The 16,144-nt window shown below is 45.1% G+C and carries 13 protein-coding genes; 7 read left to right on the top strand and 6 right to left on the bottom strand.

All coding sequences use genetic code 11. The annotated features are described in order from the left end of the window. Positions 1-620 (bottom strand): ion transporter (locus QUA13_RS04945; protein ID WP_333197075.1); only part of this gene is annotated, 620 nt, incomplete at its 3' end. A gap of 345 nt (positions 621-965) precedes the next feature. Between QUA13_RS04945 and QUA13_RS04940 the strand changes: the two genes are divergently transcribed. Both QUA13_RS04940 and QUA13_RS04935 read left to right on the top strand, forming a co-directional pair. After that, positions 966-1,973, top strand: a complete 1,008-nt coding sequence (locus QUA13_RS04940) for a 2-hydroxyacid dehydrogenase (protein ID WP_333197073.1) — start codon at positions 966-968, stop codon at positions 1,971-1,973. A gap of 196 nt (positions 1,974-2,169) precedes the next feature. Then, on the top strand, positions 2,170-2,607 hold the full coding sequence (locus QUA13_RS04935) for a CAAD domain-containing protein (protein WP_333197071.1): 438 nt from the start codon (positions 2,170-2,172) through the stop codon (positions 2,605-2,607). Positions 2,608-2,740: 133 nt separating this feature from the next. On the opposite strand, the gene aroA is transcribed toward QUA13_RS04935, so the two are convergent. Further along, the gene (aroA, locus tag QUA13_RS04930; RefSeq protein ID WP_333197070.1) at positions 2,741-4,096 is read right to left on the bottom strand and encodes a 3-phosphoshikimate 1-carboxyvinyltransferase; all 1,356 of its coding nucleotides are present in this window, start codon (positions 4,094-4,096) and stop codon (positions 2,741-2,743) included. 554 nt (positions 4,097-4,650) lie between these two features. On the opposite strand from aroA, the gene QUA13_RS04925 reads away from it, so the two are divergent. Then, positions 4,651-5,154, top strand: coding sequence for a hypothetical protein (locus QUA13_RS04925; protein ID WP_172186420.1), 504 nt, complete (start codon positions 4,651-4,653; stop codon positions 5,152-5,154). Between the two features lie 138 nt (positions 5,155-5,292). On the opposite strand, the gene QUA13_RS04920 is transcribed toward QUA13_RS04925, so the two are convergent. Then, positions 5,293-5,772, bottom strand: a complete 480-nt coding sequence (locus tag QUA13_RS04920) for a hypothetical protein (protein WP_333197068.1) — start codon at positions 5,770-5,772, stop codon at positions 5,293-5,295. 274 nt (positions 5,773-6,046) lie between these two features. Between QUA13_RS04920 and QUA13_RS04915 the strand changes: the two genes are divergently transcribed. The 3 genes from QUA13_RS04915 (at position 6,047) to QUA13_RS04905 (ending at position 8,332) form a co-directional block, all read left to right on the top strand. Next, on the top strand, positions 6,047-6,724 hold the full coding sequence (locus tag QUA13_RS04915) for a hypothetical protein (RefSeq protein ID WP_333197067.1): 678 nt from the start codon (positions 6,047-6,049) through the stop codon (positions 6,722-6,724). 386 nt (positions 6,725-7,110) lie between these two features. Further along, complete coding sequence (locus tag QUA13_RS04910; RefSeq protein ID WP_333197065.1) at positions 7,111-7,410, top strand: putative quinol monooxygenase; 300 nt, start codon at positions 7,111-7,113, stop codon at positions 7,408-7,410. Positions 7,411-7,525: 115 nt separating this feature from the next. Next, the gene (locus QUA13_RS04905; RefSeq protein ID WP_333197063.1) at positions 7,526-8,332 is read left to right on the top strand and encodes an MOSC domain-containing protein; all 807 of its coding nucleotides are present in this window, start codon (positions 7,526-7,528) and stop codon (positions 8,330-8,332) included. Positions 8,333-8,344: 12 nt separating this feature from the next. On the opposite strand, the gene QUA13_RS04900 is transcribed toward QUA13_RS04905, so the two are convergent. The 3 genes from QUA13_RS04900 to QUA13_RS04890 all read right to left on the bottom strand — a co-directional run bounded on the left by QUA13_RS04900 (position 8,345) and on the right by QUA13_RS04890 (position 11,839). Beyond that, on the bottom strand, positions 8,345-9,172 hold the full coding sequence (locus QUA13_RS04900; RefSeq protein ID WP_333197062.1) for a Uma2 family endonuclease: 828 nt from the start codon (positions 9,170-9,172) through the stop codon (positions 8,345-8,347). Positions 9,173-9,212: 40 nt separating this feature from the next. Then, the gene (locus QUA13_RS04895; protein ID WP_333197060.1) at positions 9,213-10,082 is read right to left on the bottom strand and encodes a calcium-binding protein; all 870 of its coding nucleotides are present in this window, start codon (positions 10,080-10,082) and stop codon (positions 9,213-9,215) included. 83 nt (positions 10,083-10,165) lie between these two features. Then, positions 10,166-11,839 carry a methyltransferase domain-containing protein gene (locus QUA13_RS04890; protein ID WP_333197058.1) on the bottom strand — a complete coding sequence of 558 codons (1,674 nt, stop codon included), beginning with the start codon at positions 11,837-11,839 and terminating at the stop codon, positions 10,166-10,168. A 369-nt stretch (positions 11,840-12,208) separates the two neighbouring features. Here QUA13_RS04890 and QUA13_RS04885 point away from each other — a divergent pair, with 369 nt between their 5' ends. Next, the gene (locus tag QUA13_RS04885) at positions 12,209-16,060 is read left to right on the top strand and encodes a glycosyltransferase (protein WP_333197055.1); all 3,852 of its coding nucleotides are present in this window, start codon (positions 12,209-12,211) and stop codon (positions 16,058-16,060) included. The last annotated feature ends 84 nt before the right edge of the window (positions 16,061-16,144 follow it).

The following is a 16,144-nucleotide window of genomic DNA, read 5'->3' as shown; positions in this document are numbered from 1 at the left end:
TTTATGTATGACTGTACTTTAAGCCTTGGATAGCTTTCCTCGCCACTCACCCCAAAAAACTGTCCGGACTGTTGTAAAGGAGTGATTGGATAAATATCACCGTAACCGACAGTAGTTAAGGTCACAACTCCCCACCACATTGCATCGGGGATGCTCGCAAAAGTTTCTGGATGCGCCTCATTTTCAACAAAATACATGATGCTAGAGGCAAATATTAATAGAATAAAAACTGCAAATGCAGTGGCAATTAACTCCTCTTTTTTAGCGTACAATACTGCTCCCAGAGTTCTGAGTGACTCTGAATAACGGCTCATTTTTAGCAACCGCAACAAGCGCAGCAGGCGAATTAAATTAACGAAGCTTAAATTAGGAAATAACAGCAATGAGTAAAACGGTAAAATTGAAATTAAATCGATCAGACTTAGCGGTGTCAGACCGTATTTCAATCTTCCCCAAAGCGGGTGGCTGTATCTGCTATCGACTGTACACACCCACAGCCTCAAAAAATATTCTATTGTAAATACTAAGGATGAAACAATTTCGATATTTTCTAAAATTAACTTTTGTTCTTGCGACAAGGCGGGTGAAGTAGAAGCAATAAAAGCTGCGACGTTGATCACAATTAAACAAGTGATAACAATATCGTCTGCTAAACTGTATAAATTGCCTATATCTGATTTTTCTAAAATTGCATAAATTTGAGTTTTGATTTGTTTTGGTATCTGAGTTTTTCCTAAAAAATGAACAATTAACGCTCGCGCTTTACTACAGTCTAAGCAATTATATTCAAAAATTTAAGCAGGATTTGCCTTACGGCTAAAAATCTGGTTTATTCAGAGATGCCTCGTTGCGAAACTCAATATTTATCGTGGAAATTGGGTTGTTTGGGGCAACGGCATTCTAGTAAAATTTAGAGTTAATCTGGAAAAATTTTCCAACTATTACTGGGTTTGGAGGCAAAAAGCATGAAGGTAGCCGTATTTAATACCAAATCCTACGATCGCACTTTTCTGACAGCAGCCAATGTCGGCGGTCAACACGACTTGGTTTTTTTTGAAGCGCATCTGACCCTAGAAACCAGCGTTTTGGCCGCTGGATTTCCGGCCGTCTGCGCGTTCGTTAACGACTGCTTGGACGCGAAAACGCTGCGGGCGATCGCCGAAAAAGGCGTCCGCTTACTGGTTTTGAGATCGGCTGGATTCAACCACGTCGATTTAGCAGCAGCGAGGGATTTAGACCTAACTATCCTCCGAGTTCCCGCTTATTCTCCCTACGCCGTCGCCGAACACGCAGTCGCTCTGATTTTGTCCCTCAACCGCAAAATCCACCGGGCCTACAACCGCGTCCGCGAAGGCAATTTCGCCTTAGACGGCCTGTTGGGTTTTGACCTCCACGGCAAAACGGTGGGAATCGTCGGAACTGGCAGAATTGGTGCAATTACTGCCAAAATTCTGCACGGATTCGGGTGCCGCCTGCTGGGATACGATTTTTTCCAAAACGTAGATTGCCTCGCCCTAGGGATGGAATACGTCGCACTCCCGGAACTGTTCGCAGCCTCTGATATTGTCAGCCTCCACTGTCCGCTGATGCCGGAAACTTACCATTTGATCGGTGCAGAGGCGATCGGGCAAATGAAACCGGGGATGATGCTGATCAATACCAGCCGCGGTCAGTTGATTGACACTAAAGCTGTGACCAAAGCACTGAAGTCTGGTAAAATTGGCTACCTCGGCTTAGATGTGTACGAACAAGAGACGGATCTGTTTTTTGAGGATTTGTCAAATCACGTCATTCAAGACGACGTATTTCAGCGCTTGCTGACTTTCCCCAACGTCCTGATTACCGGACATCAAGCTTTTTTCACCGAGGAAGCTTTGACAAATATCGCCGAAACCACGATCGCCAATATCGCCGACTTTGAACAAGGACGCCCTTGCGCGAATCAAATCGACCTCGATCGAGTGAAAAAATGAGTCAAAAGACCGATTTGCCAGCTAGGGGAATTGTTTAAAATGAAGTTATATCCTTATTTTTGCTTGCAATTTTGGAAGCTCTGCCTTAGTCTCATCAATTAGTCGCGGCTGCATGAGTCCTGTGCTAATTGCCTGAGAATTATACTGCCAGCAACTCACAGCCTGCAATTTTACTAGACACCGGAGAAAGTATCAAATGACACAAGCTAACTTTTCTGACGAGACACAAACAGTCACTGAAGTCGTCACAGTAGACCTGGTGGAGGACAAACCGGGGGTCATGACTACAGTGACAACCACAGAAACACCGACCACCCAGCTCCAAGATATTAAAGACCAAGTTATTACAATTTTGTCGGAACTTCCAGCCTATCTATCCAGTTTTTTTGCTGACTACCAAAAGCCTCTCATAACTGTTGGTTTAATCCTGGCAGGCGGTATTAGCATTAAGGTAATGCTGGGAGTTTTAGATGCTCTTAATGATGTCCCTTTGGTAGCTCCAATTTTTGAGTTGATTGGTATGGGATATACGGGCTGGTTTGTTTACCGCTATCTGCTCAAGGCTTCTAATCGCCAAGAGTTGTTAACGGAAATCGATTCTTTAAAAGAACAAGTTGTAGGTAAAGATTCTTAAGCGAAGGAAGAAGGAATAAGGAAGAGGGCAGAAGGAATAAGGAAGAGGGCAGAAGGAAGAAAGATGATTTTTCCCGCTCTCCCCTCTCCAAATCTCGGACTCCTCCCTCTCCCGCTCTCCCACTATCTCGCTCTCAATTTGGATGGCAAACTTGTTGCAAAGTGGCGGTAAAGTCCGGGTAGGAAATGGCAGCGGCTTCAGCCCGGTGAATGTTAGTAATACCTGTGGCGTTGAGCGCTGCGATCGCCAAACTCATCGCTATTCTGTGGTCGGTGTAGCTGTCAACATCCGCGCCGGTCAAAGGAGTTCCCCCGGTAATTTCTAAACCGTCGGGTAACTCGGAAATTTGAGCTCCCATGCGGTTGAGTTCCGCAGCAGTCACGGCCAGCCGATCGCTCTCTTTGACTCGCAACTCGGCCGCATCTCGAATTATTGTAGTACCCGACGCAAAGATCGCCGCTACTGCCAAAATCGGGATTTCGTCAATCAGTCGGGGAATTAAGTCGCCAGCAATGGTGCATCCCCGCAATTGGCCGGAACTGCGAACCAAAATATCCGCTACAGGTTCTCCGGCGGCCTCTCGCTGATTTTGCAGTTCAATATCGGCACCCATCATTTCCAAAGCTTCCAAAATCCCTGTACGGGTTGGGTTGACACCGACATTTTCGACTACGAGTTCCGAACCCGGGACGATCGCCCCAGCAACTAGCCAAAATGCCGCCGAACTAATATCCCCCGGTACAATCACATTCTGCCCTTGCAGTTGTGTCGGCCCAGTAACAGTCACGCTACAAGTTTCTGGATCGACGCTCAATCGGGCTCCAAACGCCCGCAGCATCCGCTCGCTGTGATCCCGCGACAGAGCGGGTTCTGTGACTGTAGTTTCTCCGCTTGCCATCAAACCGGCGAGCAAAATGCAAGATTTAACTTGAGCCGAGGCGATCGGAGAATGGTAGTGAATCGGTTTTAACTGCTGTCCAAGTATCCCTAAAGGAGCTAAAGAATTGCTCTTTCTACCCCAAATTTGCGCTCCCATTTGTTGCAGCGGTTTAATGACGCGCGACATCGGGCGCGATCGCAGAGAACTGTCACCCGTTACCGCATAAAAACGCCCCGGATGAGAGGCTAAAATTCCTAACATCAGCCGCATCGTCGTGCCGGAATTGCCCGCATCCAAGACTTCCACAGGCTCCTCTAACTCGCCAATTCCGACGCCCCGGACTGTCACCCGTTCCGCGTTGAGTTCAGAAACTTTGGCTCCCAAGAGCGAGAAACATTTAGCCGTGCTGCGGGGGTCTTCTCCTAGCAGCAATCCTTCAATTGTAGTTTCACCTCGGGCGATCGCACCTAACATCAAAGCTCGGTGAGAAATCGACTTATCGCCCGGAACTCGAATCCTCCCGACCAGCGACAAGCCCGAGGCCGGTTTTTGAATGCTTAAAGTTTGAGTTTTGTCAAGAAGCGAAGTAGTTATAATGTCAGCTTGCATTGAGATAAACTAGGATGGGATGGCGTTAGCTATCCTACCTTTTTCCCAGTCCTAAGTCAGTCGTCTTCTGGAATGCCTGCGGGTTTTTTCCCAATGTGTCCAGTTAACTCCAAGGCTGATTAAACTCGCCGGGACAGTGCGCTGTCAGTTGTCAGCGACAAGAAAAAGCGGGCGCAACTGCACGGATTTTACCTTAATTTCACCTTAATTTCACAAATAGTTCGCGATCGCACTTGCGACCTCAGAAACCCGGTTTCTTCGTATATTTATCATTACTAAATGCCAAATTTCGTAGAAACCGGGTTTCTAGCCTCTATAGGCGATCCTGACAAATACTATCCGTGTATCTGCCCAGATTTCATGTTCTGCTCTCAGTTATCGACCAGATGATTGAAATTTGACTAAACAATTTTAGATTTTCGATTCCGAGTTGTAAATTTTTCATTCTTTTAAGCAAAAGCTCCGGAATTTGGAACCCAGCCAATCTAAAATCTAAAGTCTCAAATCTCAAATCTCAAACCGCCCGATCCACAACAACCCCTATACTTTTGTTTATGCTGACGCATCACCGCAAGCCTGTAAGTTTATCGCTAGTATCCACAGATTTACCTTTGTGGTCAGTCGTTGAAACCGCTGGTACGCTTTATCAAAAAGACCGCGATCGCTTTCACTTGTTGTTGCACGAACCAGCCATAATCGATCGCCAATTTTCCGACGACTCCGACGCATCTGCCGAGCAAGTTACAATCTTACCCCCAACTACAAAACCCCGGTTGCTCTGGCTAGAAGTTTCACCCTATCGAGTCATTATGACCATGCAAGGAAACGGCAAATACAGTTACCGCCACTGCTGGGAACGAGGAATGTACGGCCTGAGCCGTTATTGGCTTCAGGGCGAATCGCTGGCGACTCCGGAACAGTTGAGACTCCGCAACTTCACTCGCAATTTGACGCTGACAGGAACGCCAGAACCGGAACACCTGCGGTTAGAATATGAGTTGTGGTCGGAGAAAGTGCAACTCGGTCGCTATATTTTGAATCTAGAAATTCATCACTAAAATTGGGGATGGATAATTGGGGATGGGTAATTGGGAATTAGTAGATGCCCGGTGAAGGCGACGCCTTCCAAAACTCATGCACGGCGCAGCCTTGTTCGCGGCTCGCGTGGCCATCTCAAAACTCAAAACTATTAATCGTTAGGAACTGCTCTTACAATAATTAATCAGTTTGCTAGTCAAAGCGTCTTGATTTGCGGCTGCTTGATTCGCCTGCTGTCCGGCTCTAATAATATCTGCTCGAGCTGTTTGGATTTGCTCTCGACCTTCTATACTTGTAGAAGCCAGATTTCCAGCCTGAAGACTTTTGCTGATGTCGCCGAGTGCTTGACTAATTTCCTGGAAGGATTTAACCGATGGCTCCTGAATTTCTTTGAGGGTTGGATTTGTTATTCGCAGATCCTCAAGTTCTTTCGCGATCAGGTTCAAATTTTTAGCTAAGTGGTCGGTCGTTGCAGGATCGTTGCTGTCTTTATCAACATCAATGAGAGCGTTGCCTTTGTTGACAATTTCAGTAAATTTAGTACACTGGACAGCTCGGCTATCGCTGCAACTAATCGTCAGCGTACAGCAAGCAACAACTATCAGCAGGATGGCAATCTGTTTGCGAAAAAAGTACATGAACCCTCGGTTGCAAAAAAAAGTAGATTCTGGGATTTTGTCGTAGAGTGCGTCACTCGATTTTCGATTTTCGATTTTCGATTTACTTGCGACATTGAATCAAAGGAGCTGGAACTTTGGTCTAAAATTAGGGATTGTCCACAAGGCGAGTGTACGCGGCACAGTATCCGTTTTTGGGTGTGTCAGCGAGCCGATCGATATATCGACTGTCGAAAAACTTTCGCGGCATTCAGACACGCTCTACTAAGCTAAACTACGTACCTGTTTAGGAATTATGGTCAAAAACAGCAATAACCTAAAGAAGGGCAGCATTTGGGGATATCTTACCCTGCTTTTGCCTATTTCCTTGACGGCGGTTGCCAGTTTCGAGTCGGGAACGATGTTTTGGGCGATCGCCACCACAGCGGGCATTGCTTGGGCTTACAAGCTCTACCAGCAGCAGCAAAAACACAAACTCGCTCATTTAGACTCGGTTTTCTACAAGTTGATCAAGGAAAATCAAGGGCGAGTTACGGCTTTGGATTTGGCGATGAATGCGAAACTCCCCGGAGAAAAGGTTCAAGAGTATCTCGACGAACGAGCCTCTGAGTTTGCAGCGGAGTTTGAAGTGACGGAACAAGGGGGCATTTTGTATTATTTTCAAATAGCTCCACCTGTCAATCAAAGCGAAACAGCTAATGCGGGAATAGCTGTTCAAGAGCCTCCCACAAATCGGGAAAAAGCACAAGAGAAAAAACCAAATTTATTCCCCATTGCTCAAACCAAGACTCCTGAAAAGCCCAAAATCTCTTTTACCCAGACGGAACTCTCCCGCAGGTTCAAAGTTCACGCAACTACGATCGGCAAGTGGAAAGTTAAGCCGGAGTTTGCTCAGTGGAGCCGCGAAAAAGACCCGGAGGCGATCGCCTGGGAATATTCTACAGAAAACAAGCGATTTTATCCCAAAGATTGAGTTCCTCCGGTATTTGCCAAAATAGATCGACAAACCGGGTTTATACGACGCTCTGCGGTTAGTAACGAAGAATTTGGCAAGAAACCGAGTTTCTGAGACTTGAGCGCCTGCTGGAGTGATTTTAGTGCCGTTGACCGAAAGCATCCAGGATACAAGCCCCCGGATTCATCCGTCCAGAAATAAAAAACCTGTATCCGATAAAGCAACCCCCGAATTTATCCGTGGGGTCAATGCTTCAATTCTTTAATCTCAAATCTCAAATCTCAAATCTCAAATCGATTGACCGATCGACCTCTTTAGGTTATTTTAAGTAAAATTGTGTTTTGTTGAGTTTGCCTCATAGCAAGCGGTAAATTCGATTGTCATATCTGTTTCTTTTTTCTCCTATGTCCAAAACAACATTGCGAGTAGTCGCCCGCCTCGCTGCCTTTCCCGACAAAGTAGCAGAACTTAAATCTCTGCTGCTGAGCATTATGGAGCCAACTCGCAAAGAAAAAGGCTGCATCAAATACGAACTCCTGCAAAATCAAGCCGATCCCACAGATTTTACGTTTGTTGAAGAGTGGGAAAGTGCAGCTTTGCTCGAACTACATCTCGGTTCAACTCACATTCAAGACGCCGTGCAGAAATTAGACGGTTTAGCCGTTGGGCCTCCAGATATCCGCCGCTATGAATTGCTAGCTTAATCGGGTTTTTATAGCAATTTTATTAAGGTTTTTGAATTAGCTTCTACCCCCCTAGCCCTCCTTAATAAGGGGGAAAAGAGTGAGAGTTGAAATTGTAGTAACTTCGGAATTTTTTATGACATTAGCAACCATAAAACAGTTATTCACTTATCCAATTAAAGGGCTGACACCGCAAGAAATGTCGGAGTTTGCTTTAACAGCCGGACACGGAATTAAGGGCGATCGAGCTTTTGCCCTCATGTTTGCAGATAATATTGAAGCGGCAAAGATACCCACCCAAAATGTCCCTTGGATGAGCAAAAAACATTTTGCCGTCCAAAATGATTGGCCTCTGTTAGCAGCTTTAGAATGTCATTATCAACCGGAAACGGCCGTTTTAACAGTCCAGCGTCAAGGAGTTGCAGTGTTATCAGCAGAAACAAACACAGCAGCGGGGCGCGATCGCATCGGGAGTTTTTTCACCGAATATTTGGCCGCAATTCAACCAACAAAAGAAGCGAGACACCCGCAGTTTGCACCTTTGCAATTAGTCGGCGACAGCAGTGGCGAAACTCGTTATCCCGATCGAGAACCCGTCCACATTTCTTTACTCAGTCAAGCCACATTAGACCAATTAACAGAAATCGCTCTTCAAAACATTGACGTGGGCCGATTTCGCCCGAACATTGTGCTAGACGGTATGGCAGCTTGGTCCGAATTTGAGTTGATCGGAAAACAGTTTCAATTAGGCACGGCGCGCATACAAGTTACAGCACGAATCGGTCGCTGTGTCAATATAGAAGTGAATCCAGAAACGGGCGATCGGGATATTTCCCTACTCAGTTTACTGCAAAAGGAATTCGGTCACGCACAAACTGGAGTTTTAGCCAAAATTATCAACAGCGGCACTGTTAAAATCGGCGATGTTTTGACTTCTTATTAATAAAAAGCGACATTAAGATTGTGAATGCTGCCTAACTTCCTCTACGGATAAAGCCAGCGCTTCTGCCACTTGCTCTGTATTCAATCCCATTGCCAACAACCGAGGGATGGCATCCCGCCGCGCTTGGGCTTCTGTACTCAAAGCCTGCTCTGCTAAGGAAGCTCGTTCTGTACCTGTCAGCAGCAAATTGCCCTCGCTATCCCACCACCGCAGCCACAGCATTGTCTGGTTTTGATAACTGCCTTGCCACAGTCCTAATTCTACGCCCATTGGCGCGATCGCATAATGACCGCGATCGTTCGGAAGCAACTGCTGGTAAAACCCATTGTTCAGGCTGTAAACCTCCAGCCTGCCACTATTGATCTCATAGATGCCATAATACGGAATCCGCACGATCCGCTCATAGACCCAAAACTTCCCAGGTCTTGGCGCCGATTCGACTTCTGAGTACGATAGCGGCGTTGTGTCTCGCTCTTGTGAACCGTCTCCCGATGCGAACTCCAAAGCAATCATCGGAGCCATGAATTCGCGCCACAGCACGTAAGAGCGACGAATCTGATTTCCTAGTCTTGGTGGCACGTTCGGCACATAGAACCAATCAGGAGCTTCCGCTCCCCTTTCTTGCGGGTCAGTTTCTCGCCAGTAGATGCCACAGTCTTGCCCTATAGCATATTGCCCATCGGGATGAAGCCCTTGCAATACCGACCCGATAGAATCAGTCAAAATAATGCTCTGGGGATGCTCCTGAAAATTCTTCACGAAAGTGCCATCTTCCTCTGGCAGTTGAGTGTGGTCGGGGAAGGGAGAGGGAAGGACAATCTTTTCGGTTGCCTGGTTCATGCTACCTCTCAAGTATTGCAGCTTACCTGAATATCTTAACTCATCCTGCTTCCGGCACCCTTACCTTATTACCAATCAACTTCAGAAAACTCGCTCCAAAATGTTGAATTTCCAAAAAATTAGCATAAGCAGGAGTGGATTTATAAACTCTAAAAGTCCGCATAATTCCTAAAGTCGCCGCACTTTCCAGCGGGCCGATAAAGCTAGTATCCCTGTCCAAAAAATGAGACTGTTTAGCCCAGTATGCCATCTGATCCGCATTCAAAAAATAGCAGCCGGAATGAGGATTCAAAGCCCGCTCAAAAGCAATTGTTTGTTCCATTATTTTTCCCATTAACTGCCGCTGCTCCTCCACATTTTGAAACTTAGCAGTAGCTGTTTCCGCTAAATCACCATCAACATATGCTTTAAAAACAGCCCCTTGAGGCGATATTTCATAGCGATTAGGTTGCAGCAAATTCCCATTTCCCCCGTGATGTGTAAACCACTTTAATTTACTAAAAAACCACGGGTCATGCAGAACTAAATCATCTTCCAAATAACAAAAATAATCGTATTTGTCGAGACACGCTCGTAAAACTGCTTGACATTCAAACCCCAACAGCAGCGGTTCGCATTTTGTAGGGTGGTGCATAAAACATCTGGGTTGCACTGGCAGTTGAGGCAACAGATGATAGCCTTGAGTAGTGCAAATAACAATGTCTATTTCGTGCTGTTGAGATTGATTGGCTGGAATAGTTGCACATTCGCGAATGTCAATCATCGACTGAGATTTGCCGTACAAAGCTTGCAGCGATGTCACGGAAGCGGTTAAAGCATTTAGTCGCGGTTGCGGTTCATTTCGCTGGGAAGCGTGTTTCCCGTCGCCGCTGGGATTGTAAAAGTGAGCAATAGTGAATAGAATTCGCATTGGTGTGGAGTAACAATTAAAAATTAAACAATTAAACAATTAAACAGAACGATCGCACAATAACCCTATAAATCTTACCGCATTTAGCCACCAAATAACTCCGGCAGGCGATCGCGCAACTCAGCATTTAAACGCGGCAACTCGTCCCGCATTTGTAAGTACCAATCTCGTCGCTGCCGGTAGTGTCCGCACAGCAAGCGGTTGTCGCGCACCCATTCGTAAGCATTCGCGGCTATTTTCCGACGCATAGAAGTGTCAGAAATCAGCGAATTTAGCTTAATCTCAAACTCTTTTTCATATCTATAAATCAATCCGGTTTCACCTTCGACAATCGAATGTTCGTACACGGTGGGACTTGCCAGCACCGCTACTCCCCGCGCTGCACATTCAATAAATTTTAAGTCGGATTTCATTTCGTTAACCGGGTTGGGAACGAGCGGCAGCAAAGCGATATCGCAACTGTACATGATTTCTTGATACCGTTCGTAACTGCAAAATGGTTCAAATTCTTTTTGCTGTATTTTTAAAGCTTCAAAAAATCTGCGATCGTGGATTACTTTAACTCGAATCTGGTGTTTGTGTGCGACTAAAACTCGATTTAACGCTGGCATAATCGGCTGCCAATCTTTTTCGCGGTTGAGCGCACCAAAAAAAATTGTGACTGTATCTTCTGCCGGATAAATTCGCGGCGGAGGTAGATAAGCTAATTGATTGGGAAATACGGCAACATTGGGATTGTAATACCGCAAAATTTTTGCGAGGGGTTCTGTAGAAGTTTGAACGCAGTGACAGCCGCGATAGCTGAGGTAATTATTGTCGGCGTATTCGCGGCGGCGGACGGGATTATCGTCAATTTCAGCTACTATTAAATAGTCTTGTTGCAGCAGTTCTTTGAGTTGGGGAATATAGCCGGGATATTGCATGATTGTCCGCTGCCAGATGAAGACTTTTTCTTCTCCAGACAGTGGCGGAATTAATTCTGCTGCTTTCACGCCGGATACGGTGCGGACGCCGGGAATTGTGGCGCTAAATTTGTCCGGTTCCAAAACTCGCACGCGATCGCACCCTGTAGGAGCCATAATGATAGTCTGAATCAGCAGTCTGCGCGCAGGTACGGTCGATTTGGTCGATCGCACGATATAATATTCAGCACCTGTTTCCGTAGCAAAACTGCTTGATGTGAGCTCTAAAGCCTTTACCATTGGATGCAGCAATTCCTGAAAGCGGACAAAATTTTCGGTTTTGTGTCCCTTTCCTTGAAATTCATAAACCTGCAATCCTGCTTGAGCAAATAGTGATTTAATACTTTCTAGAGTAAACCAGTGCTGCATCTTGCTGTCGGCATTTTCCCAATGTCCTCGCAGCAGATTGACAATTCGCCGCCAGTATTGAACATTGGGGATTCTAGCGAGAATTTGCCCCTCTCGATTCAGCAAAGCACTGTACTGCTTGAGGATATCCCAGGGATTTTTGAGGTAGGGTAGCAAGTCGCCAAAAAGCAAACAATCGACGGTTCCTGGAGCGATGTCGAGACTTTCGATGGAAATTTCTTCAATATTGGCTACCGTCACCCAGTTTAGCCGATCGACCGCAATTTTAGCTTTTTCTCGATCGCATTCAATGCCAATATACTGACAATGGGGATTGATCAGCTTGTACTGTTCGCCTGTCGAGCCCGTACCGCAGCCAATTTCAACAATGACTTTAGCATCCGGCGGTAGCAGCTTCAACAGGTCGTGGTTGGCGCGATCGATCACTTTCTCTAAAATTCCTGATTAGTTTATCGTAAAATAAAACCGAGCAACCCATGCCAACAGACGACCAACCGAAGGTTAGCATTGCGATGCCAGTATACAATAGCGATCGGCACATTTGTCAAGCACCAAATTTTCTGTTGCCAACTCTTTCTCTTACCTATCTTTTCTTCCTCTGCGTTCTCTGCGCCCTTTGCAGTTCATTCAATCTTGTTCGCCCATCCTGCAAGGATTGTTATATCTTAGCAAATATTGAGCAAAATTATAATTTATTCTCAACTTTTACCCTCCTTTAGCGCAATTGAGTAACTCCATTAATTCTGCTTTTTCCCCATAAATCTACACAACAATTTGCTGAATACATTATAAACTATGAATCACAATCTAGGAATTAACATCGCCGGCTACATCAACGGCGAATTTGGCATAGGAGAAGGTGTCCGAGCCAACATCAGAGCCACAGAAGCCGCCAACATTCCTTTCAATATAAACAATTTTACCCGCAGTCCCCACCGCAAACAAGACACCACATATCAAAACTTTAGCCAAGACAATCCCCATCCCGTAAACTTAATTCAAGTCAACGCCGATGAAGTTGCAACCTTTATCAAACATACAGGTTCCAGCTATTTTGAAAATAAATACAATATCGGCTTTTGGGCCTGGGAACTTCCCGCATTTCCCCCTGAATGGCAGCCAGCCTTTAATCACTTTCACGAAATATGGACTTATAGCAACTATTGCGCCGAGGCAATTTCCGCAATCTCGCCAATTCCCGTTATCAAAATCATGCCCAGTATTGCTCTCCCCGCACCTTCCCTTAGCAGAGAAGCACTGAATTTACCTAAAGATAAATTTATTTTCTTGTTTGTGTTCGACTTTTCCAGCCGCATCGAGCGCAAAAATCCTTTAGCTGCCATTCAAGCATTTAAACAAGCTTTTGGCGAAGATGACCGCTTATTGTTAATTCTCAAATCTTCCAACTCAGACAAAAATATTGAGCAGCAAAAATTGTTAAATTCTGCCCTAGAAAATTGTTCAAATATCAAACATCTAGACGGCTATTTGTCCAAAGATGAAATAAACGGTTTGCTGTACAAGTGCGACTGTTATCTATCCCTGCACCGCTGCGAAGGATTTGGCTTAACAATGGCTGAAGCCATGTTTTACGGCAAACCGGTAATTGCCACAGGCTATTCATCAAATACAGAATTTATGAATGTCGGCAACAGCTATTTAGTCAAGTATAAGTTAATCCCAATTGAGAAAGATTGCGGACCTTACAAAAAAGGCAATGTTTGGGCAGAAGCGGATGTCGAACACGCTGCTGATTTAATGCGGTACGTCTTCAACAATTACCGGGAAGCTAAACAAATTGGAGCGATAGCTGCTGAGGAAATTAAGACTTTACTCAAGCCCCAAGTTACAGGTAATAAAATTAGAAAACGTCTCGAATATATTGCCGAGATTACCGATAACTTTCAAAGCATACCTGTGTCAGGAACAGCCAAAGCGAACTCTGCCAAAATTAGGCCTAACTTGCCACAATCAAAGCAACAAAGTCAATCAAAAGGAGAACTGCCAAACGAGCAGCCGAAGGTTAGCATTTGCATTCCGACATACAACGGAGAAGCATTTATTGGGGAAGCAATCAAAAGTGCTTTGGCCCAAACCTACCCTAACATAGAACTGATTATATCCGACGACGGCTCCACAGACGAAACAATTGCGATCGCCCAATCATTCCAATTACAAACCTCAGTCGATTTCCGCATCGTACTGCACCGCAACTACGGCTTATCACAAAACTGGAACTTTTGCATATCCCAAGCAAAAGGTCAATACATTAAATTTCTATTTCAAGACGACTTGCTAGCACCAGAATGTATTGAAAAAATGGTTGCAGTCGCTCAGCAAAACTCAAAAATAGGTATGGTTTTCTCCCCGCGCGGCATCACCATAGCTGAAGATGAATCTAACCCGATTTTGCGGAGAGCTTCCCAATCAATTAAAGATTTGCATAAAAGTTGGGCGAAGTTAAAATCTATTCAGCCAGGAAAAGAATTACTGGCAGATACTAACTGCTTGAGCAACCCCATCAACAAAATCGGCGAACCGAGTACCGTCTTAATTGCGGCCCGAGTTTTTACCGAAATAGGATTATTTGATTCGGGATTATCTCAGTATGTAGACTTAGATATGTGGTGGCGCATCATGGGGAATTATCACATCGGGTTTGTAGACGAAAAACTGTCGTCACTGCGGATTCATCCCGAACAACAAACTTGGAAAAACTTCGCTGCTGGGGAAAATCATAAGGATGTAGTCAGATTTTACAATAAACTACTAAATAGTCCTGATTACAGATTCCTGAATAAACAAATCAAACAGACAATTCGCCACAAATTGGCATTAAGAACCCAGCCTCGTATATCTGACTTGTCAGCACTGGTTGAGCAGTACAAAAAATCGCCATCAAACCAGTCTATTCTCGCGCAACTGCGGCAATACCGCCAACAGATAGCTAGAAATTGGCTGAATTTGCCAGCGGAAAAATTTGAAAGTGCTTACTCGCAAGAAGCGGGGCAAGCTCATAAGTTGCTACTAGATAGCGGTCTCAAAAATGAAACTTTAACTGAGTCAGAACAAAGTTTTGTCCAGCAGTTATCCTCGAAACTTGCTGAACGAGGGGAAATTGCCGAGAAGATTCAATATCCCCTTGCAGCGATGCTGTACTGCGACGCTTATCAGTTGCCGCTAGAGTATAAAAATGCAGCGATTCCTCAGTGGTTTTTTGACGATTTTCTGACATTCTTATTTCAGTCTCCCAGTTATTTTCAAGAAAAGTGGGAAGTTGAAAGGTACTCTGAATATTTCCAGCAGCTAATCAAGTACGTCGCTGCTAATATCGCCAGTTTTCCCGATGCGGAAGTTTGGCGTTATTTAGCGGCATTTATGACGCAAAATGTTAGCTTCAAAGCTTTGTACTTGAGCGAGGCAAATTTGTTCGATATATTGACCCAGCGAGCTGGTATTTTGGAATATCATTTGAAAAATATCGGCTGTCAAATAGACTGGAATCATGCTAATATAAAATCTGAAAAAACTAAAATTAGAGTAGGTTTTTTACTAGATAAAATTAATAATAAATCCGAGAATCGTGCTGCAATTGCGAGTTTTGAATATTTAGACAGAAGCAAATTTGAAATTATCGTGTATCATTCTCAGGTACAAGACGAGCGACTGGGGAAATATTGCGAAAATTGCGCCGACAAACTGGTGCAACTGTCAGAAGATTTGCCAAATCAAGTCCGAGAAATTCGATCGCACGATTTAGATATTCTGCTAATCTGCACCAATACTACCGACACTGCCCAACCAAGCGCCCTGCTGTGCTTGCACCGGCTTGCGCGAGTGCAAATAGCTACCGGTGCATCAACCCCCGCCACTACCGGCGCCCGAAATATCGATTATTTCATTGCCGGAGATTTGACATTGCCCGCAGGTGCTGCTGCAGAGTATCGCGAAAAATTAATTACTTTAAAAGGCTCGGGAGTTTGTTTAAGCTATACTGTAGCATCAGCACCTGCGACCGTTGAACCGACTCGCAGGAGTTGGGGAGCCACCGACGAATCTGTAGTGTTAATGTCAGGCGCTCCAGCTTTTACAATTATCCCAGAATTGAGAAAAACTTGGGCAAAAATTATTGCTGCCGTACCGAATTCTCTTTTAGTTTTGTATCCCTTTAGTTCCCGCAATGAAAACTATCCGACGGTACTTTTTTACAAACAAATTCGATCGCTATTTGCGGAATTTGGCATTGACAAAAAGCGCTTAGTTGTGATTAAAGCGCTGCCATCTCGCGCAGATTGCATAAAATGTCTGGAATTAGCTGATATATATTTAGACACCTATCCATACAGCAGTGCTTGCTCCTTAGCAGAACCGCTGTTGGCAGGGTTGCCTGTAGTGGTAAGAAAAGGGCAAACAACTCGATCGCGACAATCAGCCGCAGTGCTCGAAGAACTGCTACTTCCGGAACTGGTAGCAAACAGCGAGAACTCTTATTTAGAGCTGAGTACAGCATTGGGAAACAACCCAGAACTGCGCCGGCACTACCGCGATCGAATCCAGCAAAAAATGGCGACAAACCCCAAATATCTCGACAGTCGCGCTTGCTCGACCCAACTCGGAACACTGTTTGAAAGACTATTCCGAGAGTGAAGGAAGAAGGAAGTTCGGCGACGAAGCAGTATACGGGTTTTAACGGATTTAACGGATGGATGTTGAGATAAGAAGGAAGATGGC

Origin of the sequence: Microcoleus sp. S28C3, from assembly GCF_036700785.1 — a bacterium.
Lineage (GTDB): Bacteria > Cyanobacteriota > Cyanobacteriia > Cyanobacteriales > Microcoleaceae > Microcoleus > Microcoleus asticus.
The sequence above is the reverse complement of the archived record's forward strand: the minus strand, read 5'-3'. Positions and strand labels throughout refer to the sequence as shown.